A 25,467-nucleotide genomic window follows, 5' to 3' on the forward strand; every position below is an offset into this window, starting at 1 on the left:
CGTGGGCGCGGCCGCTGACCGCTCACGAACCGAGCGCGAACCGCGGCTGACCGAAGTCCTGAAGAGCCTGGTCAGGCGGCATTTCCCGGCCTTGCTCGAAGGCCTTGACGTAGGCGTCGCCACCGATGCGGGCCCGGACGGCGCCGATCACCGCGGTGACGTCGGCGTCGCCGGTGACCTCCGCGCCGCGCAGCCCGACGGCGACCCCGAGCAGGAACGCCGCCCGCTCGTCCTCGGCCCGCGCGGCGAGCACGCCGGCCAGGCCTTCGACCGCCTGCGCCGCGCCCGGCAGGTTCGCGTGCTCCAACGCCGTGGCCAGCGCCTCCTGGTGCAGTTCGGTCGCCTCGTCGAGGTGCCCTTCGGCCGCGGCGGTCCAGCCGAAGCCGGTGTACAGCCCGATCCGCGTCTCGCCGCCGGTCACCGGGTCGACGGCCAGGCCGACGGCCGAGGCGTACCAGCGCCGGGCGGCGGCGAGGTCGCCCGCGTGCCGCGCGATCTCACCGAGGCCGCCACGGGCGCGGGCCAGCGTCAACGTCGTGCCCACCGCCCGGGCCGTCTCCGCGGCGGCCTCGTAGTCCGCCTGCGCGGCCGCGGTGTCCCCGGCCCGCAGCATCCCGTCCGCGCGGCGGCACAGCAGGTCGGCGGCGTCCTCGCCCGCCCCCAGTTCGCCGGCCAGCCGGACGGACTCGTCCATCAGCTCGCGGAACCGCGCGTGGTCGCCGTGCCAGTCCGCGAACTCCGCGAGCTTCTCCAGCGCGCTCGCCTGGCCCCAGCGGTCGCCGAGTTCGCGGAACCCTTGCAGGGACGCCGAAAAGTGCGCCTCGGCTTCGTCGATCCGGCCGCGGTACTGCGCGCCCAGGCCGTCGCCGATCCGCGCGAACGCGCGGGACCAGGTGTCCGGGCCGATCAGCGCGGCGAGCCGTTCGCCCTCTTTCGCCTTGGTGCGCGGGGAAAACGCCCACAGCAGGAAGAGGTACGGGTACCGCAGCGGGCCTTCGAGGGTGCGCAGGGTCGGCTCGATCCCGACCTCGGTGTCCGACGCGTGGATCAGGCAGACGACGTACTCCTCTTCGAGCCCGGGTGGCGGCTCGGGCCCGACGGCGGCGAGCACGGCGTCCGCGAACGGCCCGGCCTCACTGCGCAGCCCGCGCAGCCACCAGTACCACGTCAGCGCCGCGACCAGCCGCAACGCGACCTCCGGCGCCTCGGCGGCGCTCCAGCGCAGCGCCGCGTGCAGGTCGGCGTGCTCGGCGGTCAGCCGCGCCAGGACCGTGAGCTGGTCCGCGCCGCGCAGTTCCGGCTCGGCCGCGCGGGCGAGGTCCAGGAAGTACTTCGCGTGTGCCGCGGGGTCGGCGGTGCCTTGTCCGGCGCAGAACGCCCGGATCGTCTCCAGCATCCGGTACCGGCCGCTCGTGTGCTCGACGAGGGACTTCTCGACGAGCCCGCTGAGCAGGCCGCCGGCGTCGGGGACACCGCAGACGCGCTCGACGGCGTCGAGGCGCGCGCCGCCGGCGAACACCGCGAACCGGCCGGCGAGCCGCTGCTCGTCCGGGTCGAGCAGGTCCCAGCTCCACTCGACGACGCCGCGCAGCGTGCGGTGCCGCGGTTCGGCGGTGCGCTCGCCGCGCGACAGCAGCCGGAAGCGGTCGTCGAGCCGGGCGGCGACGTCTTCGGCGGCCATCGACCGCAGCCGCGCGGCGGCCAGTTCGATCGCCAGGGGCAGGCCGTCGAGCGCGGCGCAGATCCGGGACACCGTGGCCGGATCGAGGACCACGCCCGGGACGACGGCCGCCGCGCGGTCGGTGAAGAGCCGCTCGGCGGCGTCGGCGGCCAGCGCTCCGACCGGCACCAGCGTCTCGCCGGTCAGCCCGAGGGCTTCCCGGCTGGTGGCCAGGATCCGCAGGCCGGGGCAGTCGCCGAGCAGCCGCCGGACCAGCCGCGCGGCTTCGGCGACGACGTGTTCGCAGTTGTCGAGGACCAGCAGCAGCGGCCGGTCGGCGAGCCCGGCGGCCAGGCGGTCCGCCGGGTCGGCCGCCGCGGCCGAGGACAGCACGCCTTGCTCGCGCAGGCCCAGCGCGGCGAGCACGGCTTGCGGGACTTCGGTCGTCGTCGCGAGTTCGGCAAAGCACACTTCGCCGGATTCGCCGGACGCCGCTTCGACGGCGAGCCGGGTCTTGCCCGCGCCACCCGGCCCGGTGAGCGTGACGAGCCGGGCGGCACGCAACGCCGTGCCCAGCCGGTCGCGCTCGGCGCGCTCGACGAACCCGCTGAGCGGCACCGGAACCCGGCGCGCCGGGGCGGGCGCCGCGGCCCGCAGAACCGCGACGTGTGCGTCCGCCAGGTCCGGCGACGGGTCCGCGCCCAGCTCGTCGGCCAGCCGCTCCCGGGTTTCGGCGAACACCGCCAGGGCCTCGGCGGAACGGCCGCCGCCGTGCAGGGCGCGCATCAGCTGGGCCGCGAGCCGTTCCCGCAGCGGGTGTTCGCGGGTGAGCTCCCGCAGCTCCGCGACGAGCCGTTCGTGGTGACCGAGGGCCAGCGCGGCTTCGATCCGGTCCTCGGTCGCGGTCACGCGCAGCTCGGCCAGCCGGGCCGCGCGCGGCGGGTCGGCGAGCCCGTCGAGTGCCGGACCCCGCCACAGCGCGAGCGCGTCACCGAGCAGCGCCAGCTTGGTCGTCGGATCGGCCGTCTCCCGGGCCTGCGCGGTGAGCCGTTCGAAGCGGTGGACGTCGACGTCCTGCGGGTCGACGGCCAGCCGGTACCCGGCGGGGGTGAACTCGACCAGGCCGTCGGGCGCCCCGCCGTCCCGCAGCCGCCGTCGCAGCCGGGACACCTGCGACTGCAGGGCCTCCGCGGCACCCTCGGGCGGGTTTTCGCCGTGCAGCCCGTCGATGAGCCGCTCCGCGCTGACGACGCGCCCGGCGTCGAGGGCCAGCAACGCGAGCAGCCCGCGCAACTGCGGGCCGCCGAGGGCGACGGGCGTCCCGTCCGGACCGTGGGCTTCGACCGGCCCGAGGATGGCGAACTGCACGCCGCCGATTCTGTCGCAGCAACGCCCGTCGTGAGGGTGCTTTACCGCGGAGACCCGCCGGGAACGCCCGGTTCACCACGCCGGTCGCTCGAGGTGGCGCCGGTGAGCGGTCTGCCGCGGCTGGTCGTGAGTGTTCAGGGCGGTTCTAACCGCCCTAAACACTCACGACCCCAGCGGCACAGCGCGGCCGCTCAGCGGCGCAGCTTGCGGAAGAACGCGCGGATGTCGGCCACCAGCAGCTCCCCCGCCTCCATCGCCGCGAAGTGGCCGCCCTCGGCGAACTCCGACCAGTGCTCGATCTTCTCGTCGGGGTCCATGATCCGCCGGACCACGGGCGAGCTGTCGAACACGGCCCAGCCCGCCGGGACCTCGGACGGCGCCAGCCAGCCGTGCCCGGAATGGGCGGCCTCGTAGAGGAAGCGGGCCGCGGTCGCGCCGCTGCGGGTGAACCAGTACAGGCTGACCGTCGTGAGCAGCCGGTCGCGGCCGATCCCGCCGCCGGGGTTCGTCCACGCCTCGAGCTTCTCGGCGATCCAGGCCAGCTGCCCGACCGGCGAGTCGGTGAGCCCGGCGGCGATCGTCTCCGGCTTGTGCGACTGGATGTCCAGGTAACCCCGGCCGGCCTTCCACGCTTCCCGGGCCGCGTCCAGTTCGGCCTGTTCGGCCTCGGTCAGGTTCTCCGGCATCGGGAGCTGCTCCCCAGCGAGGGCGATGGTCCCGCGGTCGCTGTTCACGTGGGTGCCCAGCACACGTTCCGGGTGGAGCGCCGCGAGCCGGCCGGTGACGCCCGCGCCGATGTCGCCGCCTTGCGCGGCGAAGCGGTCATAACCGAGACGCGTCATCAGCACGGCGAAAGCGTCCGTCGTGCGCGCCAGCTCCCAGCCCGGACCGCTCAGCGGCGTCGAGAAGCCGAAGCCCGGCAGCGACGGGACGACGACGTGGAACGCGTCGGCCGCGTCCCCGCCGTGGGCGACCGGGTCGGCGAGCGGACCGATCACGTCGAGGAACTCGGCGACCGAACTGGGATAGCCGTGGGTCAGCAGCAGCGGGACGGCGTCCGGTTCCGGCGAGCGGACGTGCAGGAAGTGGATCGGCTGGCCGTCGATCTCCGTCGTGAACTGCGGGAAGGCGTTGAGCGCGGCCTCCTGCGCGCGCCAGTCGTAGCCGGTCCGCCAGTGCTCGGCCAGCTCGCGGACCCGTGAAGGCGGGATGCCGCGGGACCAGTCCGGCTCGTCGCCGGGCACCGGCTCGGGGTAGCGGGCGGTAGCCAGGCGCCGGTGCAGCTCGTCCAGCTCGGCCTGCGGGATCTCGACGCGGAAGGGACGGATGTCGTTCGTCATGAGCAGGACGCTAGAGACGATTGCGGAAGGGTTCCTTCCGCGATTCGTGGCACCCTCGAAAGATGTTGCAGACCTCCGCGCGGCTCCTGCGGTTGTTGTCGCTGCTCGAAACGCGGCGCGACTGGACCGGCGCCGACCTGGCCGGCCGCCTCGGCGTCACCACGCGCACCGTCCGCGCCGACGTCGGCAAGCTGCGCGACCTCGGGTATCCGGTCGAGGCCTCCCCCGGCGTCCAGGGCGGGTACCGGCTCGGCGCGGGCGCGCAGCTGCCGCCGTTGCTGCTGGAAGACGACGAGGCCGTGGCCGTCGCGGTCGGTCTGCGCACCGCCGCCGGCGTCGCCGGGATCGAGGAGACGTCGGTGCGCGCGCTCGCGAAGCTGGAGCAGGTGCTGCCGTCCCGGCTGCGGCACCGGGTGCAGGCGCTGCAGGCCGCGACGGTCGCGGTGCCCGGCACCGGCCCGGCCGTCGACGCCGATGTGCTGAGCGTGATCGCGTCGGCGATCCGGGCCGGCGAGCGGCTGCGGTTCGGCTACACCGGCCACGAGGGCGCGGTCAGCCGCCGCGACGTCGAGCCGCACCGCCTGGTCAGCTGGGGCCGGCGCTGGTACCTGGTCGCGTGGGACACCGGCCGCGAAGACTGGCGCACGTTCCGCGTCGACCGGCTGGCACCGCGGACGCCGAACGGGCCGCGGTTCGCACCGCGCGAGCCGCCGGAAGGTGACGTCGTGCGGTTCGTGCAGCGCAGCGCGGGCGCGGCGACCTGGCGCTTCCACGCGAAGGTGCGCCTGCACGCTTCGGCCGATTACGTGCGGGCCCGGCTGCCCCTCGCGGTCGACGTCACGGCTGAAGGACCGGACCGGTGCGTCGCGGAGGTCGGGTCCGACCACGCGCCGATGCTCGCGCTGCACCTGGGCCTGCTCGAAGTGGACTTCGAGGTGCTCGACGCGCCGGAGCTCGCCCGGGAGCTGGCGAAGACGGGTGAGCGGTTCCTCCGGGCTAGCGCAGCGAGTTCGCGAGCTCCTCGATGAGGTTCATCTGCTCCTGCATCCCGGCTTCCATGCCGGACTCGAGGATCATGTCCCGCAACGCCTTGCTCGTCGTCTGCGTCAGCAGGTGCACGACCGTGCGTTCGTCTTCGAGCGCGGTGAAGGTGACGGTGCTGACGGGCACGTCGGCGTCCGGCAGCGGATCCGCGCCCTCGAACATCTCGGTGAAGACGAGCTTCTCGTCCGGCACGATTTCGCGGTACTCACCGTGGAAGGCGACCTCGAAGCCCGCGTTCGCCTTGATCACGTACCGCCAGCGGCCGCCGGGCCGCAGGTCCATCTCGACTTCGGTGGTCGTCCCGCGGTGCCCGGCCCACCAGCGCTTCACCAGCTCGGGCGTGGTCCACGCGCGGTAGACCAGGTGCTTCGGCGCGGTGAACTCGCGGGTGATCAGGATCTGTTCGTCCGTGGGCAGGGTGACCTTCGCGCTGCTCGTCTCCACCATGTCACTTCTCCTGTTGCTTCAGTTCGTCCAGCACGTCGTCCAGCAGCTCGAAGCGTTCCGACCACGTCCGCTCGTAGCGCTTGACCCAGTCGTGGATGGGTTTCAGCGCGGCGCCGTTGAGCCGGTAGACGCGCTGCCGGCCCTCGTCGCGGACGTCCACCGCCCCCACCTCGCGCAGCACCCGCAGGTGTTTGGACACCTGCGGCTGCGCCAGCCCGAGCCGGGCGACGAGATCGCCGACCGACCGCTCGCCGGCCATGAGCTCGTCGAGGATCTGCCGCCGCCGGGGTTCGGCGACCGCGTTGAAGGTGTCCGCCGTCGTCGCTGCTCGTGCCACGCGGCAATCATATGCCCATATGGGTATGCGTCAAGTCCTGCATCCTGGGCACGCTGTTCGCGCGCCGCGACGTCTGCCACGATCAGGCCATGACGGGGGTCGGCGGTCCACAGAGGACGGACGCGCGCGGCGCTCGGCGCAGTGCCAGCGCGAGCGCGGTCCTGCGGGCGGTCCTCGACGACGGGCCGATCGCGCGCAGCACCATCGCGCGGCGGACAGGCCTGTCCGCGGCCGCCGTCACCGGGCACACCGCGGACCTGACGCGGCTGGGGTTGCTGCGGGAGTTCCCCGAAGCCGAGCCCCGTCGGAGCGTCGGCCGGCCGCACGTGCCGGTCGGCCTCGACACCGGGCGGCACGTCGTCGGCGCGCTGCACCTGGCCGTGCACCACGCGACCGTCGCTCTGCTCGACATCCGCGGGAACGTCCTGGCGCAGCACGAAGAACCGCACGACGGGCTGCCTCCCGAAGACCTGCTCGCGCGGGCCGCGGAGATCCTCGACGACCTCCTGCTCGGCCACGCGCCGGACCGCGAACCGCTCGGCCTCGGCTTCGCCACCGGCGGCTGGGTGGACCGCGACTCCGGCACCGTCGTCGACCACCCGCTGCTCGGCTGGCGTGACGTCCCGGTGCGCGACCTCCTGACGGCGTCGACCGGGCTCACCGTGGCGGTCGACGGGCACGCGCGGTCGCTCGTGCACGCCGAACAGCTCTTCGGTCACCCGCGGGCGCGGGAAAGTGTCGTGCAGTTGTTCACCGGCAACGTCGTCGACGCGGCGTTCGCCACCGGCGCGGTGGTGCACCACGGCCCGCGTTCGGCGGCGGGCGCGGTGGCACACCTGCCGGTCGACGACAGCACCGAACCCTGCCGCTGCGGGCGCACCGGCTGCCTGGAGGCGACCGTTTCGGAAGCGACGCTCGCACGCAACGCCGGCGTGTCCTTTCCGGAATTGCTGGCCCTCGCCACGAACGGCGAAACCGCGGCGGTGCGGTTGTTCCAGGACCGCGCACGGCTGATCGGCCAGGCCGCGGCGTTGCTGCTCGACGTGCTGAACCCGGCCGTGCTCGTGCTGGTCGACCGGAGTGTAGCCCAGGTGCCCGGGTGTCTTCCCGCCATCCGGGACGAGGTCCGCGCCCGCTCCCGGACCTGCGCCGAACCGGCGGAAACCGTTGTGGCGACGAGCTTCCCGGGCACGGAACTGGCGACGGCCGGCGGCGCGGTGCTGCTCGACATCCTCTACGACGACCCGCTCGGTCCGCTCCTCACGCACCTTTCGCATGCCTCGTGAACCGCGGTAGTTAATTCAGAAACTCGCAAAGTTGACCGCGGTCGCGGCGGCTGCGAACAATTGCGGTATCCCCACCGGCGCCCCGCCGGCCACATCGGCCGGTGGTCACGTCGTGCCGACTCCCGAGCCGAAAGAACCCCACCGTGAAGAAAACTCTGCCCGCCCTCATCGCCGCCGCGGTGCTGCTGTCCGGGTGCGCGTCGGCGACGGCCACCGGTGCGCCCGGACAACCCGAGAAACTCGAACTCCGGTACCAGGGCAGCGCGAACTCCGTGACCCTGCCCGAGCTCGCCGAAGACCTGGGCTACCTCGGCCCGGTCAAGCTGAAGTGGGTCGGCAACACGATCAGCGGCCCGCAGGACATCCAGTCCGCGGCCACCGACCAGACCGACTTCGGCGGCGCCTTCACCGGCGCGGTCGTGAAGCTCGTCGAGGCCGGCGCCCCGGTCAAGGCGGTCGTCAACTACTACGGCTCCGACGAAAAGGCCTTCCTCGGCTTCTACACCAAAGAGGACAGTCCGATCCGGACCGCCCGCGACCTGATCGGCAAGAAGGTCGGCGTCAACACCGCGGGCGCCAACCTCGAAGCCGCCCTGGACCTCTGGCTCGAACGGGAAGGGCTGTCCGACGAGGAGATCAAGCAGGTGCAGCTCGTCGTCATCCCGCCGGTCAACGCCGAACAGGCGCTGCGCAACGGCCAGCTCGACGTCGCGGCGCTGCAGGGCATCCTGCAGGACCACGCCGTCGCGACCGGCGGGGTGCGATCGCTGTTCAGCGACGTCCAGGCGTTCGGCGCCTACAACGGCGGCCCGTACGTGCTGCGCACCGACTTCATCAAGAAATACCCCGAGACGACGAAGATCTTCGTCTCCGCCGTGGCGCGGGCGATCGAATGGGAACGCACCACACCCCGGGACCAGGTGATCGCCCGGTTCACCAAGATCATCCAGGCGCGCGGGCGCAACGAGAACACGAACACGCTGCAGTACTGGAAGAGCGTCGGCGTCACCCACGGCGGCCTGATCTCCGAGAAGGACTACACGCTCTGGTCGCCGTGGCTGAAGCAGCAGGGTCTCATCAAGGGGGACGCGCTGGACACCGGGAAGCTCTACACCAACGAGTTCAACCCCTACCGCGACGGCGCACCGGCGGTGACCAAGTGATCGAGATCCGGTCCGTGACCAAGACTTTCGGCGCATTGACCGCACTCGACGACGTCTCCCTCGACATCGCCGACGGCACGTTCCTGTCCCTCGTCGGGCCGAGCGGCTCGGGCAAGTCGACGCTGCTCGACCTGATCGGCGGCCTCACCACCCCGACGGCCGGCGAGATCCTCATCGACGGCGAGCCGGTGCGCGGCCCCGGTCTCGATCGTGGTGTCGTCTTCCAGCAGTACGCGCTGTTCCCGTGGCGCACCGCCCACGCCAACGTCGAGTTCGGACTCGAAGGCGGGTCCCTCGGCAAGCGGCAGCGGGCCGGGCGGGCGCGCGAATACCTCGCCCTGGTCGGGCTTTCCGGCTTCGAGGACCGTTACCCGCACGAGCTGTCCGGCGGGATGAAGCAGCGTGTCGCGATCGCACGCAGCCTCGCCTACGACCCCGCCGTGCTGCTGATGGACGAGCCGTTCGCCGCGCTCGACGCCCAGACCCGCGAGCAGCTGCAGGACGAGCTGCTGCGGATCTGGCGCCGCACCGGCAAGACGATCGTGTTCATCACCCACGGCATCGACGAGGCCGTCTACCTCGGGCAGCGGGTCGCGGTGCTGACGTCCCGGCCCGGGCGGCTCAAGGCCGTGGTCGACGTCGACCTCGGGGACCGCGCCGGAGACATCCGGTCGTCCCCCGAGTTCGGGCGGCAGCGCCACCGGCTGTGGGAGCTGTTGCACGACGAGGTCCGCAAGGCCGCCGAGACCGAACGGAGTGCCGTCGGATGACGACCACCCTCGACGCCCCGGCTGTCCACACCGGACCCGCGGCCCCGCCGCCCCGGCCGCGGCGGTTCACGAAGAAGCTGACCCGCGCGGTGCACGGCTCGGCCGCCGTCGTCCTGTTCGTGGCGCTCTGGGAGCTGCTCCCCCGGTTCGTCCTCGACGAGAGCACCCGGACGTTCCTGCCGCCGCTGTCCGAAGACCTGCAGGCACTGTGGGAGCTGACCCTCGACGGCCAGCTCGCCGACCACCTGGTGGCGAGCGTCGGCCGGTCCGCCGCCGGGTTCGCGATCGCCGTCGCCGTGGCCGTCCCGCTCGGGCTGCTGATCGGCTGGTACCGGCCGGTGGCGCGGTTCCTGCAGCCGCTGCTGGAACTGGCCCGCAACACCGCCGCGCTCGCGCTGCTGCCGGTGTTCACGCTGCTGCTGGGCATCGGCGAGCTGTCGAAGGTCACGCTCGTGGTCTACGCCTGCGTGTGGCCGGTGCTGCTCAACACGATCGCCGGGGTCAACACCGTGGACCCGTTGCTGGTCAAGGCCGCGCGCTCGCTCGGGCTGTCCAGCCCGCGGCTGTTCCGGAAGGTGATCCTGCCCTCGGCGGTGCCGACGGTGTTCACCGGCATCCGGATGGCGGCGTCCTACTCGATCCTGGTGCTGGTGGCCGCGGAGATGGTCGGCGCCAAGGCCGGGCTCGGCTACCTGATCAACACCAGCCAGGTGAACTTCCAGATTCCCCAGATGTACGCCGGGATCATCGCGGTCTCGGTGCTCGGAGTGTTCGTGAACTCCGGTTTCGTCGTCCTCGAACGGCGGTTCTCGACCTGGCGTCCCAAGGAGAAACCATGACCAGGCAACTGCACCTCAACGCGTTCGTGATGCCCAACGGCCACCACGAAGCCGCCTGGCGGCACCCCACGACCGACCCGCGCCGGGCCCGGACGCTGCAGCACTACGTCGACATCGCCCGGACGGCCGAGCGGGGCAAACTCGACTCGCTGTTCCTCGCCGACGGCGTCGCGCTGTGGGGCAACGTGAAGCACAACTCGCACAGCCACTTCGAGCCGTTGACGCTGCTGTCGGCGCTCGCCGCGTCCACGGTCCACATCGGACTGATCGCGACGGCGTCGACCACCTACAACGAGCCGTACCACCTGGCCCGGAAGTTCGCCTCGCTCGACCACCTCTCCGGCGGGCGCGCGGGGTGGAACATCGTGACGTCGGCGGGCATCGACGAGGCGCGCAACTTCAACCTGGCCAAGCGGCCGTCGCACGCCTCCCGCTACGAGCGGGCGGACGAGTTCATCGACGTCGTCAAGAAGCTGTGGGACAGCTGGGACGACGACGCCGCCCTGGTCGACCGCGAGACCGGCGTCTACGCCGACACCGACCGGATCCGGCCGATCGCGCACGACGGCCCGCACTTCCAGGTCCGCGGGCCGCTGAACATCGAACGGCCGCCGCAGGGCCACCCGCTGCTCGTGCAGGCCGGGTCGTCCGAGACCGGCAAGGAGTACGCGGCCCGCCACGCCGAGGCCGTGTTCACCGCGCAACAGACGTTCGAGGAAGGGAAGGCGTTCTACGACGACGTCAAGGGCCGGCTCGCCCGGTACGGCCGGAAGCCGGACGAGATCAAGATCCTCCCGGGCATCTCGCCGATCCTGGGCCGCACCGAAGCCGAGGCTCGCCGGCGCGAAGCCGAGCTGAACGCGCTGATCACGCCGGAGTACGGGCTGCGGCAGCTGTCGAAGATGCTCGACCACGACGTCACCGGCTACCCGCTCGACGGCCCGCTGCCCGAGGTGGGCAGCTTCACCGAAGGTGGCCAGAGCCGGTTCGAGCTCGTCGTCGGCCTGGCCCGGCGCGAGGACCTGACCATCCGGCAGCTGCTGGAACGGCTGGCGGGCGGGCGCGGGCACCGCGTCTTCGCCGGCACGCCGGTCCGGGTCGCCGACGAGCTGGAGGCCTGGTTCACCGGCGGCGCCGCGGACGGCTTCAACGTCATGCCGCCGACCCTGCCCGGCGGCCTCGACGACTTCGTCGACCTCGTCGTCCCGGAACTCCAGCGGCGCGGGCTCTTCCGCACCGACTACACCGGATCCACCCTGCGCGAGCACTACGGCCTCGCGCGTCCCGTCAACCGCAACAAAGTGAAGGAGCCCGCATGACCACCATCGGCACCGACATCCGCAAGCTCACCGGGAGGATCGGCGCCGAGATCATCGGCTTCGACATCGCCGGCGAACTCGACGCTTCCCAGATCGCGTTCCTGACCGACGCCCTGCACGAGCACAAGGCGCTGGTGTTCCGGAACGTCGAGCTCGACGACGAGGGCCAGCAGCGGTTCGCCGCCCGCTTCGGCGAGCTGACCAAGGCCCACCCGACCGTGCCCGCCGTCGACGGCGCCCCGACGATCCTGCCGGTGGACAGCGAGCAGGGCCGCGCCAACCACTGGCACACCGACGTCACCTTCGTGCTCAACCCGCCGAAGGCGAGCACCCTGCGCAGCCTCGTGGTGCCGCCCTACGGCGGGGAGACGCTGATCGCGAACGCCGGCGCGGCCTACCGCGACCTGCCGGAACCGCTGCGGGCGTTCGCGGACACGCTGCGCGCGGAGCACACCAACGACTACGACTACGTCCGGCCGCCGGAGACGCTCGACGAGAAGGAGCAGGCCCGGCGCGCCCAGTTCGTGTCGCGCAAGTACCGGACCCTGCACCCGGTGGTGCGCGTGCACCCGGCGACCGGCGAGCGCGGCCTGTTCATCGGCGGCTTCGCTCAGCGGATCGCCGGACTGTCGGTCGGCGAGTCGCGGGACCTGCTGCGGCTGCTGCAGTCCTACGTCACGCGGCCGGAGAACATCGTGCGGGTGGCGTGGGAGCCGAACCAGCTGGTGCTGTTCGACAACCGGATCACGCAGCACTACGCGATCGACAACTACGACGGTCTCCCCCGCCGCCTCAACCGCGTCACCGTGGCGGGCGACATCCCGGCGGGCATCGACGGCACGCCGAGCGAGTCCCTCGAAGGCGACGCTTCGCACTACACCTCGGTGGCGTAGGTCCGTGAAGGACTCCTTACCGGCCATAAGAGCCGGTAAGGAGTCCTTCACGGACTTCAGACCCCGTTCCGGGCCTGGGCGCGGAAGTAGTCCCAGGCCCGGCTGACCAGTGACGGGTGCGTCCGCAGGTCGATCGCCGTGCGGGCCAGTGCCGAAGCCGAGGCCAGCATCGCCGAGCGGCCGCGGGGGCTCGCCGCCGCTTCCGCGAACTCCCGGGTGTGGTCCGGGTGCTCCTCGGCCGCGATCGCCACGAACGGGTGGATCGCCGGGACGCGGAGGCTGACGTCGCCGATGTCCGACGAACCGAGGTACACCCCCGGCTGGGGCGGGCCGGCGTGGATGCCGCACGCGGCCAGGTGCTCGGTGAACCGCTCGGACAGCACCGGGTTGTCGCGGAAGTGCGCGTAACCGCGGCCGAGGCGTTCGATGTCCACCTTCGCCCCGGTCGCCAGGGCCGCGCCCTGCGCGCACGTCGAGACGTCTTCGGCCAGCTGGTCCAGCGCCGCTGTGGTGAGCGCGCGGAGCCCGAAGCGGCCTTCGGCGCGGTCGGGCACGACGGTGGTCGCCTCGCCGCCGTGGGTGACGATGCCCTGGACGTGCGCGCCCGCGGGCAGCCGCTGACGCAGGGCCGACAGCGCGCCGAACGTCTGGAGGAGCGAGGCGAGCGCGTCGATGCCGTGCTCGGGGTCGCCGGTCGGGTGCGCGGCGCGGCCGTGGAAGGTGATCTTCAGCTCGACCCGCGCGGTCAGCGGCGCCCACGACCAGGAGTGCACGCCGGGGTGGACCATCAGCACCGCGTCGACGTCGTCGAAGATCCCCGCTTCGGCGAGCGCCTGCTTGCCGCCGCCGGTTTCCTCGGCCGGCGCGCCGACCGCGAGCAGCGAGCCCCGGCTGTCGCCGAGCACGTCCTTGGCGGCCAGCGCGGCGCCGAGCCCGGCCGCGGCGACCAGGTTGTGGCCGGAGGCGTGCCCGAGGCCGGGGACCGCGTCGTACTCCAGAAGGAGGGCCACACAGGGACGTCCGGTGCCGGCGCGCGCGACGAACGCCGTGGGCAGGCCGGCGGTGCCGGTCTCGACCTCGAAGCCGTCCTCGGCCAGTTCGCCGGTCAGCAGCGCGGCCGCGGCATGCTCCTCGAAGGACGGTTCGGGCCGCGCGTGCAGCGCGGTCGCCACCCGCCACAACCGCTCGTCCAGGCGCTCGACCCGTTCGTCGGCTTGCTCGTGCAGCTCTTCGTGCCACTCCATGCCACGGTTAGTACCCCGAGCGCGCGCGATCACACAAGCGTAGTCATGCGGTCACCCGGTTTGCCGCATACCGCGTCCGGGTATCCCGCTGGTTCCCCCAACCCCAGGAGAATCCCGGTGACAGACCAGGTACTGACTTTCGGCGTCGAAGAGGAGTTCTTCGTCGTCGACCGCCGGGCAATGCTGTCGCACGCCGGCGACGACGTCGTCGACGCCGCGGAAGCGGCCGGTGGCAACCGGGGCGAGCTGCAGCACGAGCTCACCCGGACCCAGGCCGAGGCCGCCACCGACATCTGCCGCACCCATTCCGGTGCCCTGAGCCAGCTGCGCGGGCTGCGGGCCGATCTCGCCGGAGCGGCCGCCAAGCGCGGGCTCCGGCTGCTGCCCAGCGGCTGCGCGCCACTGTCCGAAGTGGAAGCACCGATCATCACGCCCACCCCGCGCTACGAGCAGATGGCCGACCACTTCGGCGCCACCGCGCGGACCGCGCTCACCTGCGGCTGCCACGTGCACGTCGCGATCCCGGACAAGGAAACCGGGATCGCGGTGCTGAACCGGGTCCGGCCGTGGCTGCCGGCGCTGCTCACCCTGACCGCCAACTCGCCGATCACCGACGGCTACGACACCGGCTACCACAGCTGGCGCTACCAGCAGTGGAGCCGCTGGCCCTCGGCCGGCCCGCCACCGAAGTTCGCCTCGCTCGACGAGTACGAGAGCGTCGTCGACGCGTGGCTGCGCGCGGGCTCGATCCTCGACCGCGGGATGGTCTACTGGGACGTCCGGCTCTCGGAAAACCAGCCGACGCTGGAGTTCCGCATCGCCGACGTCGCCGCGACGCCCGAAGAGGCGGTCCTGCTCGCCGTGCTGGCGCGCGGCCTGGTCGCCACGGTGCTGGACGACGGCGCTCCCCCGCCGGACCTGCCCAACGAGGTGTTGCGCGCCCAGCTCTGGCGGGCGTCGCGCGACGGCGCCACCGGCCGCTGCCCGCACCCGCGCACCGGCGACCTGATGCCCGCCTCGGCGGTGCTCGAGGACCTGATCACGCTGACCGGACCGGCACTCGACGCCGCCGGTGACCGCGAGTTCGCGGAGGAAGGGATCGCGCGCCTGATCGCCGGCGAGGGTGGCGCCGACCGGCAGCGGGAGGCCTTCGCGAAGCGGCAACGCGCGGAAGACGTCGTCGACCTGTTGTCGGCGACCACGTAAGGACGGCCTGGAAAACGGGATGCGGCCGCCTGCGCGCTGGTGTGTGATCACGGGCATGGCGATCGTGGTGGGGACCCCTTCAGTCAGTGGCCTGACCGAGGCCGTGGACGCGCTGCGGCAGTGGCAGAGCGACGAAACGCCGCTGCAGCTGCATCCGGGAGACCTGGGCTGGCAGCGGCGGTTCGGTGTGGCGGCGACGGTCGCGGCCGTGCGGACCTGGACCCGGGACGGCCGGATCGTCGCCGTCGGGCTGCTGGACGCCCCGGAGCTCCTGCGGCTGACGATCGCGCCGGACGTCCGGCAGGACGAGGACCTGGCGCGCCGGCTGGCCGAAGACATCGCCGGCCCGGAGCGCGGCGTCCTGCCCGCCGGGCAGGTGTTCCTCGAGGTCCCGGACGGCGTGCTGCTCCGGGACGTGCTGGCCGAGGGCGGCTGGCAGACCGACGAGCCGTGGACGCCGCTGCACCGCGACCTCACGGAGCCGGTGCCGGACCCGGGCCTGCGGATCGAGGTGGCCGGGCCGGAGCGGGCGCCCGAGTGGGCCGCGGTCCTGCGGGCGTCGTTCGCGCGCTCGACGTTCACCGAAGAGCGCTGGCAGGCGATGGCGGCCGGATCGGCGTACGCCGACGCCCGGTCCCTGCTCGGGTACGACGGCGAAGGCAACGCGGTGGCGGTCGTGACGGTGTGGTCGGCGGGTCCGGGACGGCCCGGGCTGCTCGAGCCGATGGGCGCGCACCGGGACCACCGGGGCCGCGGTCACGGCCGGGCGATCACGGTCGCCGCGGCGGCCGAGCTCCGGAAGATGGGCTCGTCGAGCGCGATCGTCTGCACCAGGAGCGCCAACGTCGGCGGCGTCGCCACCTACGAGTCGGCCGGCTTCGAGCGGCGCCCGGAGCGGCTTGACCTGCGCCGGGACAAGTAGGAACCAAACTCCGGAACCGGACGTCTCACCCCGGCGTGGGTGTTACATTGCCCGCGCGAAACGTCACGCGGGGAGGAAGTTCGGTGGGTTTCGAGGTCGATGTCGCGGACATCAGCAACGCGGCGGCCAAGCTCGGCGAGGGGACGCCGCCGTCACTTTCCGCGGCGGGAGCGCCGAACGTCGGGGCCACGGACCGGGCCGCCGGCTACGCGGGCGACTACGACGTCTGGCTGCTGACCCGGAAGGACGATCTCGACGCCGCGCAGCAGCAGGTCGACAGTCTCGTCGCAAGCATCAAGGCGGCCGCGAAGAGCTACGACAGCACCGATTCCGACGCGCGCGACGCCTTCCTGAAGGCCCTGGACAGCGGTTTCGCACGGATCGACCGATGACCTCGGTGTTCGACCGGATCCGCCGGCTCGCCGACCAGGTGGAGCGGGGCAGCACGACCGAGCTCGACGACCGTGCCCGCGCCTGCCGGGCCACCAAGGAGGCGGTCAAGGACACCAAGGCCCTCGTGGAGAGCGTCCGTGTGCAGTTGGGCGAGGCCTGGCACGGCGGCGCCGGCGAGGCGGCGTTGTCCTCGCTCGAAGACTTCAAGAAGAATCGCGACGACCAGGCCGAGGATCTCGAGGAGTCGGCGCGGTCGTTCGAGGTGGTCCGCGACGCGCTGGCGAAGGCGCAGCTGGAAGCGCGGAGCAAACGCGCGGACGCCGACGCGTTGCAGACGAAGCTCGACAACGTGTGGCGCGGCCTCGGGAGCGGCACGGGCACCGTCGTGCTCGCCTGGGCGGAGGACAAGGTCATCAAGGCGCGGGCCGTCGTCCTGCTGGCCGACATGCAGCGCGTCGTGACCACCTACGACGCGGTGCTGCTCGTCGAAGGCCTGAAGATCCGCAACCGGACGGGCCGGGTGTGGGAGCTCGCCGGCTCGGAGAAGCGGAATCCGGCCGAGATCGCCGCGATCATCCTGCAGGAGATCCCGGGCCTCGCCGCACTGGTCGCGAAGAACCCGAAGCTCGACCTCGCCCTGCTCGAGGGCGACTGGGACACGATCATGCGGGACCCCGCGGTCGCGCGGAAGATCTACGACTACTTCGGCTTCGAGTACGTCGAGGACGGCGACTTCTACACGACCGGCGAGCACTCGGTGCAGAGTTACCTGGGCTGGCACGACATCTACGACAAGATGGAGAAGCTCATCGGCGCGGACCTCGACCGCACCAGCGCCCAGGGCGACAACATGGAGTTCACCGACCCGGCGACCGGGAAGCAGTACCGCCTGGAGCTGTGGAAGGGCAGCTACGGCTTCGGCGGGGCGTTCGGCGGCGAGGTCGGCTTCTACACCAGCGACGCCGGCGACGACTCCGGGTACTTCTCCGCCGCCCAGGGCGACGACCAGATCAAGGTGACCCAGCAGATCTACGACAAGCAGAGCGGCGAGGTCTACTTCACCAACGACGGCCAAGGCGCCGACGGCACCGACAAGCGGCACTTCTGGAACCTGGGGATCCGCACCGAGCCCGGCGTGCACCCCGACCAGCTGGGCCAGCGCGCCACGATCGAGGTGCAGGACGTCGGCATGCGCGACCGGATGTACGACGAGATGACCCGCTACGCCACCGCGCACCCCGAAGAGCACCTCACCGTCACGAAGGGGTCCGACGACCCGCCCGTCCTGAGCTACGACTGGCGGAAGTGACCGCGGGGGCACTCACACCGCGGTCACCGGCTTGAACTCCCAGGGCCCGTCGTCATCCCTCGTGTCCCTGTCGTCGTCGCGCACCCGCACGTCGTGGTCGGCGAGACCGGCGAACACCTCGGCGACGTCGAGCAGGCCGGCGACCTCGTCGGCGACGTGCTGACCGTGCCGCTCCTCGATGCCTTCCAGCCCTTCGCGCACCGCCGCGGTCGCGGCGCTCCTGGCCTGGGCCAGGAGGGCGCGGGCCAGTTCTTCCGACGATCCGGCGGAACCCCGGGCACCGGCACGTCTCGACTCGCTCACGGCCACAGACTAGGGGGTGTCCTTGAAGTCACCGAAACCAGCGGACAGGTCGGTCACTTACAGGACACCGCTCAAGCGGACCCGCCGGGACCGGGCCGGGTTTCCTCCATCATCAGCAACGCGCCCTGGCTCAGCCCGCTGGCCCCGCTCAGGGGACTGCACATCAGCCGGACGACGACCGCGCGGCCGCGGCGGTTGATCGCGTCCAGCGTCAGCTCGGCGCGGGACTCGGCGTCGGCCAGCGCGTCGCGGACCACCGGGCGCAGCTCGGCCAGCGGCAGGCCGATGTCGAGGTTGAGCAGGTGGGTGCCTTCGGCCTCTTCCCGCCGCACACCCCAGAGTTCCTCGGCGCCGCGGTTCCAGGCCTTGATCCGCATCTCGGTGTCGATCACGACGATCCCGGCCTGGATCGAGGTCAGCACCGACTCGAGGAAGTCGTTCAGGTCATCGAGCTCGACGCCGCGGTCACGCAGGGCGTCGTTGATCGTCTGCAGCTCGTCGTTGGTGGAGTGCAGCTCCTCGTTCATGGTTTCGAGCTCTTCGTTGGTGGACTGGAGCTCCTCGTTGGTCGTCTCCAGCTCCTCCACAGTGGACTGGAGCTCCTCGTTCGTGGTCTCCAGCTCCTCGTTGGTCGACTGGAGCTCCTCGTAGGCCGACTCGAGCTGCCGGTTCGAGTGCTCGAGCTCGGTGAGCAGCAGCCGCGCCCAGCTGACGTCGTGGAACACCACGGACACCCCGAGCAGGCTCTTCTCCTTGCCCAGCAACGGGTTGATGTGCACCTCGTACCACACGACGTCACCGGCGCGGCGCCACTCGACGTCCTTGATGCGCAGCGACCGGCGCTCCAGCCGGGCCTGCTCGACGTACGGGCGCAGGGCGACCGGGCGGTAGGAGACGTCGAGGTCCCACAGCTTGCGCCCGATGTCGCGTTCGGACAGTCCGAACGCCAGCTCCGCCTGCTGGTTGATCAGCGCCGTGATCTCGTCCCCGGTCACCACGATCTGGGCGACGGGGCTGGCCGAGAACGCGTGCTCGCGCAGCTGGTCCAGGCCCGAGACGTCGGCCGGGCGCCGCGGTGGGTAGCCGTAGGTGACGAACCGGCTGTAGCCCACCGGCGAGTTCGCCACCTTGCGGAAGACCCGCCGCTTGAGGTCGAGCGGTTCGAAGATGCGGCCGTGGCTCAGCAGCATCTCGGCTTTGCCCAGGAACATCATCCCGCGCGGGGACAGGGCGAAGTGGAACCGCTCGAGGATCTTCGTCTGGGTGTCCGCGTTGAAGTACATCAGGGTGTTGCGGCAGACGAGCAGGTCGATCCGCGAGATCGGGGCGTCCTGCACGAGGTCGTTGCGGCCGAAGATCACCGAGCGGCGCAGGTCCTTGCGGAAGCTGTACCGGCTGCCGTACTGCTCGAAGTACTTCTCCAGCTTGCCGTCGGGGATCCCCTCGAGCTCGGCCGGGGTGTAGCTCGCCTGCCGCGCCTGGCCGAGCGCCTCCTCGTCGACGTCGGTGGCGTAGATCTTGACCCGCTGGCGGAAAGCGTCGACCCCGATCGCCTCGGCGAACGCGATCGCGAGGCTGTAGGCCTCCTGGCCGGCCGCGCACCCGGCGCTCCAGACCCGGATCGGCTCTTCCGGGGTGCGCTCGGCCAGCAGGGCGGGGATCACCTGCTCGCGGAGGTAGTCCCAGGCGTCGGGGTCCCGGAAGAACCCGGTGACGTTGATGAGGATCGTGTTGAACAGGGCGACGAACTCGTCCGCGTTGACCTGCAGCTGGTCGATGTACTCGGCGAAGGTCTCGGCACCGACCTGGCTCATCCGCCGCTGGACGCGCCGCATCAGGCTGGTGCGCTTGTAGCCGGTGAAGTCGAATCCGCGGGATTCCTTCAGATACGTGAGCACCGATTCGAAATCGTCGTCGGCTTCCGGCCGGGGATCCGTCACCTGGGACAGGCTACCCGGCCCGCCTTCCCCGCCGTCCGCGCGTGGTGAGCACCGCCCAGACCACCTTGCCGTCAGACCAGGACCGGCTGCAGCCCCACACCCGGGCGACCTGCGCGACCAGCTGCAGCCCGAGGCCGGCTTCGGTGGCGCTGAGCCGCTCGTGGAGCACGGCCGGGCGCGGGTCGTCGTCGCCGACCGAGACGGTGAAGATGCCGCGCCGCAGCTCCAGGCGCAGCCGTGGGGCGGAGACGGTGTGCCGGACGGTGTTCTCGACCAGCTCGGTGGCGATCAGCTGGGCGTCCTCCTCGTGCGCGGGCACGCCCCACTCCCCGCAGACGCGGGTGACGAACCGCCGGGCCAGTGCCGACGCGCCGGTCGTGGGCGCGAGCAGCTGCACCGCGCGACGCCGCGGCGGGCTGTCCCGTTTCCGTTCGGCGGTGCCGACGTCGTCGTGGACCGCGACGAACCGGTCGACCGCCCGGCCCGCGAGCACAGCCCGGTGTTCCGGCCGCGGGGAGACGAGCGCGAACGGGATCCCGGGCCAGTCGCTGATCCGCATGGCGACCACGGAGAAGACGCTCGCCAGGGTGTCGTCTTCGATGCGGAGGCCCCCGATGTCGGCGATCACGCTGTCGGGGGCGTCCGTGGCGATCTTCAACAGGCCGTCGCGCAGATCCGGGTAGGTGTCCAGGACCAGCGTCCCGGTCACCGTCACCACGGTCGACCCGCCGCGGTGTTCGGGCACCAGCCACACGGCGGTGCCGGTGCCGGTCACGGCGTGGACCCGGGGTCCGGGTTCCGGGCGATGAGGAATCTCCGGAGGGTTTCGGCCGCCGTCGTGCACTCGTGGACGGTGGTGTCGTACCGGCCGGTCAGACCGGCGAGCCCGCGGTGAGTGGTGTCGCGCTGCATGCGCCGGGCCAGCGCGGCCTTCTCGTCGAGGGAGCGCAGGGCTGTCCACAACGCCCGCTCGAACTCGACGTCGTGGGCGCTGAGCAGCGCTTCGGCCGACCACGCGTGCCCGATGCGGCAGCGGTACTGCCCGTGCGACCTGCTCATCTCCAGCAACGTGCCCTGGCAGTCCGGGCAGCTGTAGCCCGAGGCCGGGGTCCCGTCGCCGGGGACGACCGCGTCCTGCCGGACGTCGTCCCGCGCGATCCGGTCCTCCAGCAGCAGCGCCGGTGACGGCTGGTCCTCAGGGCCCGGCTCCGCCGGGGCGCGCACCAGCTTGTCCAGCACCTTGCCGAGCACTTCGGCCGGGTAGACGTGCTCGGTCGGCGTGCGCACCAGGGCGTTCTCGGGCATCCCGGGGTAGAGCGCGTCGGCCGGGTCCTGGACCATCGCCAGGCCGCCCCGCTCCACGATCGCGCAGAGCCCGGCGGTGCCGTCGTCCAGCGCGCCGGAGAGCACCACCCCGATCGCCGCGGGGCCGGCGGCGACCGCCGCGGAGCGGAACGTGGCGTTGATCGCGGGCCGGTGCCCGTTCTCGGTCGGGCCGCGGCTGAGCATCAGGGTGCCGTCGGCGATGAGCAGGTGCCGATCGGGCGGGGCCACGTGGATGACGCCCCGGGTGAGCGGTTCCCCGTGCCGCGCGGCCACGGCGGGCAGCGCGCCGGCGCGGGCCAGGATCTGGGGCAGGGCACTCGAGGCGCCGGGCGACAGGTGCATGACGGCCAGCACGGCCGCCGGGAAGTCCGCCGGCAGCGCCCGGACCAGGGTGCGCAGGGCCTCGACGCCGCCGGCGGAGGCGCCGACCACCACCACATCACGCTGGAAGGGCACGTCGACCACCTCGCTCACTCCGTTACGGTAGTCCCCTCGCCGGTCCCGGGTAACCGGGCGGAGGGGTTCGTGATCGGGCCTCGGCGCGGCGCACGCCCTTGATGTCCACTGTGGACGGTTCCGGTCGCTCTCACGGGCCGGGCGCGGCTGCTCACGCCCCGCTCCGGCGGCGCGCAGTTCCCTGCCTACTCAGTTCCCCGAGGCGGGACGTGATTAAACATCACCCGGGCGGGGAAGATCTTGAGGGACCGAGGTCCCGTAAGTGTCGGGGGGCACCGTGAGTGAACGTCGATCCATCCGAACGTGTAGTGGCCCACGGACCCGAACTTCCGGGAACCTGGACTGGATGTCAGAAGGATCCGGACCCGACCGGCGGAGTACCGCCCCCACCGTGCGCTGGCGTGCGTCGATCGGCTTGACCGTCGGCGCCGACGGCCCGGTGTCGAGCATCGTCGAGTCCGACCACGGCACCGAAGGATCCGCCCGCGAGTGGATCGAACGGAAACTGCCCCGGACCCGCTTCCCCGCGTGGATCCCGGCGGCCCGCCGAGCGGACGGCGTCGAGTTGTTCGGCCGCGTGGCCCGCGGCCAGGTGGTGACCGGACGTCTGGTCCCGACCTGGGAATCGGACACGGCCACGGAAATCTGGCACGCGGACCGCACCGGCGACCAGGTCCAGTGGCGCCGCTGCACCGCCCCGGCAGCCGAGGACAACTGACCCAGGCCCGGCTGCGTCCGTTGCCATGTTGGCCGCTCCGGTCACGGTGTTGGCCACTCGGGTAACTGTGTCGCCACTCCGGCGCCCGTGTTGGCCGCGCCGGTCACCGAGTTGGCCACTCCGGCATTGTGTTGGCCGCTCCGGTCTCTGCGTTGGCCGCTCCGGTCACCGAGTTGGCCGCTCCGGTCTCTGCGTTGGCCGCTCCGGTCTCTGCGTTGGCCGCTCCGGTCTCTGCGTTGGCCGCTCCGGCGCCCATGTTGGCCGTGCCGGTCACCGAGTTGGCCACTCCGGCATTGTGTTGGCCGCTCCGGTCACCGAGTTGGCCGCTCCGGTCTCTGCGTTGGCCGCTCCGGTCTCTGCGTTGGCCGCTCCGGTCTCTGCGTTGGCCGCTCCGGCGCCCATGTTGGCCGTGCCGGTCACCGAGTTGGCCACTCCGGCATTGTGTTGGCCGCTCCGGCGCCCGTGTTGGCCGTGCCGGTCACCGGGTTGGCCACTTCGGTCTCTGCGTTGGCCGCACCGGTCACCGAGTTGGCCGCACCGGTCACCGAGTTGGCCACTCCGGTCACCGAGTTGGCCACTCCGGCACTCATGTTGGCTGCTCCGGTCACCGAGCTGGCCACTCCGGCACTCATGTTGGCCGCTCCGGTGCCCGTGCTGGTCCTTCGCTCGCCGCGTTAGCCGCACGGGCTCCAGCCGTGACCATCCGGGCAGATGTCGGCCGCTCGCTCCGGCTCCATCGTCGGCCTTGTCGACGCAGGGCCGACCGCTCCGGCGACCTGCGCTGACCGCGTCGGTCGGCGGGGCCGTCTCTCAGGCCCCAAGTTGACTGTTCCGCGCCAGTCGAACCTTCCGATCACTGCCGTTCGACCATTGGCGGGCGGCTCGGGCGTACGCGAACGGCCAACACGGTGACCGGAGTGGCCAACACGGCTCTCGAGGTCGTGGGCCTCAGCCGTAGATCGCCCGGTGGGCCGCGCGGATCACCGCCGCGTAACCGCCGCCCAGTTTTCCGGCTCGGGCCAGCGCCGCGCGGGCTGCGTTGGCTCCGGGGCCGCCGTGGACCGCTCCGCCCGGGTGGGCCGAGGCGCCCGCCAGGAACAGGCGGTCGACCGGGGTGTCGGCTCGGCCCGTGCCCGGGACCGGGCGGAAGAACAGCTGCTGATGGATCGCCGTCGTGCCCGCGTTGATCGCGCCGCCGACCAGGCCCGGGTTGTGCTCCGCCAGCTCTGCCGGGCCCTGCACGTACCGGTTCTCGACCAGGGCCGCGAACCCCGGCGCGTGGGCCTCGATCGTCTCCTCGATCCGCTTGACCCGCCGCTCCAGCGCCCCCCGCGCCGCCATCGCGCCGCGCGGTACGTGCGTGTACGCCCACGCCGCTTCGGTGCCCGGCGGCGAGCGGTCCGGGTCGGTCGTCGTCATCTGACCGAACAGCAGGAACGGACGTCGCGGCGTCCGGCCGCGGGCCAGTTCGCCGCCGAACGCCGAGAGGCCGTCCAGGTCCGTGCCGAGGTGGACCGTGCCCGCGCCGCGCGCGCCCTCGGCCGTCCACGGGACCCGGCCGGACAACGCCCAGTTCACCTTCACCGTCGCGCTGTCCCACTCGAACCGGCGCAGGTCGTCGACCAGCCGCGACGGCAGCCACTCCGCGCCGACCAGCTCGCCGTACAACAACGGCGCCGGCACGTCCGCGAGCACCGCGCGGCGCGCCCGGACCGGGTCACCCGCGGCGTCGCGGACCCCCAGCGCCCGGCCGCCGGCGACCAGGACCTCCCGCACCGGACGTCCACAGTGGACTTTTCCGCCACGGGATTCCAAGCGCCGCACCAAAGCCGCGGTCAGCTCCCCCGCGCCACCCGCGGGCGCCGGGAAACCGGTGTCCTGCCCGATCATCGCCAGCAGCCAGCCGAACACCGCGCTGCCCGCGTTGTCCACGGAAAGGTCGCTGTGCGCGGCGTTCCCGGCCAGCAGCAGCCGCGCCCCCTCCCCCGCGAACACCTCTTCGCCGAACCGGCGCGCCGGCAGCGTCAGCGTCCGCGCCAAGCGCAACGCGTCGGCCGTACCGGTGCGCCGCAACAGTTTCAGCGCCGGACGCACCGGCGGGAACGGCGCGAACAACGCGGCCAGCAACGGCTCCCGCAGCTCCTGCCACTGCGCGGCCAACGCTCGCCACGCGGCGCCGTCGCCCGGCGCGAACTCGTCGACCGAGGCCGCGGTGCGGTCGAGGTCCCGCGAGAGCACGGCGCACCGGTCGTCCGGCAGCACGTGCGCGAGCACGTCCGGCGCGTGCCGCCACCGCAGGCCGTGGTCTTCGAGCCCGAGGCCCCGGATCGCCGGCGACACGGCGCCGAGCGGGTAGAACGAGCTGAACAGGTCCATGTGGAAGCCGGGCTCGGTGACCTCGGCGGTCTGGACCGCGCCGCCCGGCCGGTCCGTCGCCTCCAGGACCAGCACCGACCAGCCGGCGTCGGCCAGCATGTTGGCCGCGACCAGGCCGTTGTGACCGGCGCCGATCACCACCGCGTCGGCGGCTTCCGTGCTCACTGGGCCTCCCGGCTCGTCAGGACCACCACTGCAGGTCCTGCCAGAGTAGTGCGGCCGGCGCCCGGCGGTCACCCAGGTCTCACCTTGTGTCCGATGTGGACGGACGAGCGGGCGGACTTCAGGCCTGGCCTTCCCGCAGGCAGACGCTCTTCCCGGCGTAGGCGGCGAGACGCTCGTCGAAGCCGTCCGCGCTGCCGGGACTGCGGAAGTCCGGCGGGTCGGGGCGCCCCGGGTAGCTGTCACCGTAGAGCTCACGGACGAACGCCGCGACGGCGCACGGCTGGGGCAGCAGGTCCTCACCCAGGTAGGCCAGCACCACCATGTCCTCGCCGCTCGACGACTCGACGGCCGCCGCCCAGCCGTCCTGCTCGTCCCACAACAGCGCCGTCTCGTGGTCCGGGAACCGGTCGAGACGCCGTTCCAGCGCCAGGTAGGCGGTGGCGGGCACCTCGACCTCGCAGAACCAGGCGGGCGCGTCGAGCTTGCTCGCGACCGCGAGCAGATACTGCCGCAGCCCGAGCGCCGGTGCGCCGAGTCCGTCCCGTTCCGCCATGACACCTGCCCATCCGTCGGTTCCCCCGACCGGTGATACCCCGCCCCTCGCCGCCTCAACCCGGGATTCCCCAGGTGGAGCAGCACGTCA

At 72.3% G+C, this 25,467-nt stretch carries 24 protein-coding genes; 12 read left to right on the plus strand and 12 right to left on the minus strand.

Annotated elements, in window-relative coordinates; translation table 11 throughout:
• Positions 1-22: 22 nt before the first annotated feature.
• Both OG494_RS15580 and OG494_RS15585 read right to left on the minus strand, forming a co-directional pair.
• Entirely contained in the window at positions 23-3,028 is a 3,006-nt protein-coding gene (locus tag OG494_RS15580; RefSeq protein ID WP_328456274.1) for an ATP-binding protein, read from the minus strand.
• A gap of 191 nt (positions 3,029-3,219) precedes the next feature.
• Entirely contained in the window at positions 3,220-4,368 is a 1,149-nt protein-coding gene (locus OG494_RS15585) for an epoxide hydrolase family protein (RefSeq protein ID WP_328456276.1), read from the minus strand.
• A 62-nt stretch (positions 4,369-4,430) separates the two neighbouring features.
• Here OG494_RS15585 and OG494_RS15590 point away from each other — a divergent pair, with 62 nt between their 5' ends.
• Positions 4,431-5,396, plus strand: coding sequence for a helix-turn-helix transcriptional regulator (locus OG494_RS15590; protein ID WP_328456278.1), 966 nt, complete (start codon positions 4,431-4,433; stop codon positions 5,394-5,396).
• Here the strand turns inward: OG494_RS15590 and OG494_RS15595 are convergent.
• Both OG494_RS15595 and OG494_RS15600 read right to left on the minus strand, forming a co-directional pair.
• Positions 5,365-5,859 (minus strand): SRPBCC family protein, encoded by a 495-nt coding sequence (locus OG494_RS15595; RefSeq protein ID WP_328456280.1) that lies wholly within the window; start codon positions 5,857-5,859, stop codon positions 5,365-5,367. The genes OG494_RS15590 and OG494_RS15595 overlap by 32 nt on opposite strands.
• 1 nt (position 5,860) lies before the next feature.
• Complete coding sequence (locus tag OG494_RS15600; RefSeq protein ID WP_328456282.1) at positions 5,861-6,196, minus strand: ArsR/SmtB family transcription factor; 336 nt, start codon at positions 6,194-6,196, stop codon at positions 5,861-5,863.
• 89 nt (positions 6,197-6,285) lie between these two features.
• Between OG494_RS15600 and OG494_RS15605 the strand changes: the two genes are divergently transcribed.
• The 6 genes from OG494_RS15605 to OG494_RS15630 all read left to right on the plus strand — a co-directional run bounded on the left by OG494_RS15605 (position 6,286) and on the right by OG494_RS15630 (position 12,466).
• Positions 6,286-7,482: an ROK family transcriptional regulator gene (locus OG494_RS15605; protein WP_328456284.1), complete on the plus strand. Its 1,197-nt coding sequence runs from the start codon at positions 6,286-6,288 to the stop codon at positions 7,480-7,482.
• 143 nt (positions 7,483-7,625) lie between these two features.
• Positions 7,626-8,645, plus strand: a complete 1,020-nt coding sequence (locus tag OG494_RS15610; protein ID WP_328456286.1) for an ABC transporter substrate-binding protein — start codon at positions 7,626-7,628, stop codon at positions 8,643-8,645.
• A complete protein-coding gene (locus tag OG494_RS15615; protein ID WP_328456287.1) occupies positions 8,642-9,415 on the plus strand; it encodes an ABC transporter ATP-binding protein in 774 nt (257 codons plus the stop codon). The genes OG494_RS15610 and OG494_RS15615 overlap by 4 nt, the downstream gene beginning before the upstream one ends.
• The gene (locus OG494_RS15620; RefSeq protein WP_328456289.1) at positions 9,412-10,254 is read left to right on the plus strand and encodes an ABC transporter permease; all 843 of its coding nucleotides are present in this window, start codon (positions 9,412-9,414) and stop codon (positions 10,252-10,254) included. Before OG494_RS15615 ends, OG494_RS15620 begins: the two co-directional genes overlap by 4 nt.
• Positions 10,251-11,573 carry an LLM class flavin-dependent oxidoreductase gene (locus OG494_RS15625; protein WP_328456291.1) on the plus strand — a complete coding sequence of 441 codons (1,323 nt, stop codon included), beginning with the start codon at positions 10,251-10,253 and terminating at the stop codon, positions 11,571-11,573. Before OG494_RS15620 ends, OG494_RS15625 begins: the two co-directional genes overlap by 4 nt.
• Positions 11,570-12,466 (plus strand): TauD/TfdA dioxygenase family protein, encoded by an 897-nt coding sequence (locus OG494_RS15630; RefSeq protein ID WP_328456293.1) that lies wholly within the window; start codon positions 11,570-11,572, stop codon positions 12,464-12,466. The genes OG494_RS15625 and OG494_RS15630 overlap by 4 nt, the downstream gene beginning before the upstream one ends.
• Before the next feature lie 56 nt (positions 12,467-12,522).
• Here OG494_RS15630 and OG494_RS15635 read toward each other — a convergent pair whose 3' ends face one another.
• Positions 12,523-13,710 (minus strand): amidohydrolase, encoded by a 1,188-nt coding sequence (locus tag OG494_RS15635; protein WP_328456294.1) that lies wholly within the window; start codon positions 13,708-13,710, stop codon positions 12,523-12,525.
• 117 nt (positions 13,711-13,827) lie between these two features.
• On the opposite strand from OG494_RS15635, the gene OG494_RS15640 reads away from it, so the two are divergent.
• The 4 genes from OG494_RS15640 to OG494_RS15655 all read left to right on the plus strand — a co-directional run bounded on the left by OG494_RS15640 (position 13,828) and on the right by OG494_RS15655 (position 17,540).
• Complete coding sequence (locus tag OG494_RS15640) at positions 13,828-14,916, plus strand: carboxylate-amine ligase (protein ID WP_328456296.1); 1,089 nt, start codon at positions 13,828-13,830, stop codon at positions 14,914-14,916.
• 55 nt (positions 14,917-14,971) lie between these two features.
• Complete coding sequence (locus OG494_RS15645; protein WP_328456298.1) at positions 14,972-15,838, plus strand: GNAT family N-acetyltransferase; 867 nt, start codon at positions 14,972-14,974, stop codon at positions 15,836-15,838.
• An 83-nt stretch (positions 15,839-15,921) separates the two neighbouring features.
• Positions 15,922-16,230: a hypothetical protein gene (locus OG494_RS15650; protein ID WP_328456300.1), complete on the plus strand. Its 309-nt coding sequence runs from the start codon at positions 15,922-15,924 to the stop codon at positions 16,228-16,230.
• Complete coding sequence (locus OG494_RS15655) at positions 16,227-17,540, plus strand: DUF4474 domain-containing protein (RefSeq protein WP_328456302.1); 1,314 nt, start codon at positions 16,227-16,229, stop codon at positions 17,538-17,540. The genes OG494_RS15650 and OG494_RS15655 overlap by 4 nt, the downstream gene beginning before the upstream one ends.
• Before the next feature lie 12 nt (positions 17,541-17,552).
• On the opposite strand, the gene OG494_RS15660 is transcribed toward OG494_RS15655, so the two are convergent.
• The 4 genes from OG494_RS15660 to OG494_RS15675 form a co-directional block, all read right to left on the minus strand.
• Positions 17,553-17,843 (minus strand): hypothetical protein, encoded by a 291-nt coding sequence (locus tag OG494_RS15660; RefSeq protein ID WP_328456303.1) that lies wholly within the window; start codon positions 17,841-17,843, stop codon positions 17,553-17,555.
• A 71-nt stretch (positions 17,844-17,914) separates the two neighbouring features.
• The gene (locus tag OG494_RS15665) at positions 17,915-19,783 is read right to left on the minus strand and encodes a CheR family methyltransferase (RefSeq protein WP_328456304.1); all 1,869 of its coding nucleotides are present in this window, start codon (positions 19,781-19,783) and stop codon (positions 17,915-17,917) included.
• 10 nt (positions 19,784-19,793) lie between these two features.
• Positions 19,794-20,558, minus strand: a complete 765-nt coding sequence (locus tag OG494_RS15670) for an ATP-binding protein (protein ID WP_328456306.1) — start codon at positions 20,556-20,558, stop codon at positions 19,794-19,796.
• Positions 20,555-21,583 carry a chemotaxis protein CheB gene (locus OG494_RS15675; RefSeq protein ID WP_442874412.1) on the minus strand — a complete coding sequence of 343 codons (1,029 nt, stop codon included), beginning with the start codon at positions 21,581-21,583 and terminating at the stop codon, positions 20,555-20,557. Before OG494_RS15675 ends, OG494_RS15670 begins: the two co-directional genes overlap by 4 nt.
• A 373-nt stretch (positions 21,584-21,956) precedes the next feature.
• On the opposite strand from OG494_RS15675, the gene OG494_RS15680 reads away from it, so the two are divergent.
• Positions 21,957-22,283: a hypothetical protein gene (locus OG494_RS15680; protein ID WP_328456308.1), complete on the plus strand. Its 327-nt coding sequence runs from the start codon at positions 21,957-21,959 to the stop codon at positions 22,281-22,283.
• A gap of 416 nt (positions 22,284-22,699) precedes the next feature.
• Here the strand turns inward: OG494_RS15680 and OG494_RS15685 are convergent, their stop codons facing one another.
• The 3 genes from OG494_RS15685 to OG494_RS15695 all read right to left on the minus strand — a co-directional run bounded on the left by OG494_RS15685 (position 22,700) and on the right by OG494_RS15695 (position 25,377).
• Positions 22,700-22,873: a hypothetical protein gene (locus tag OG494_RS15685; protein ID WP_328456310.1), complete on the minus strand. Its 174-nt coding sequence runs from the start codon at positions 22,871-22,873 to the stop codon at positions 22,700-22,702.
• 358 nt (positions 22,874-23,231) lie between these two features.
• Positions 23,232-24,824 (minus strand): phytoene desaturase family protein, encoded by a 1,593-nt coding sequence (locus OG494_RS15690; RefSeq protein WP_328456312.1) that lies wholly within the window; start codon positions 24,822-24,824, stop codon positions 23,232-23,234.
• Between the two features lie 118 nt (positions 24,825-24,942).
• Entirely contained in the window at positions 24,943-25,377 is a 435-nt protein-coding gene (locus OG494_RS15695) for a DUF6292 family protein (protein WP_328456314.1), read from the minus strand.
• Between the last annotated feature and the right edge of the window lie 90 nt (positions 25,378-25,467).

It is taken from the genome of Amycolatopsis sp. NBC_00438 (genome assembly GCF_036026695.1).
Lineage (GTDB): Bacteria > Actinomycetota > Actinomycetes > Mycobacteriales > Pseudonocardiaceae > Amycolatopsis.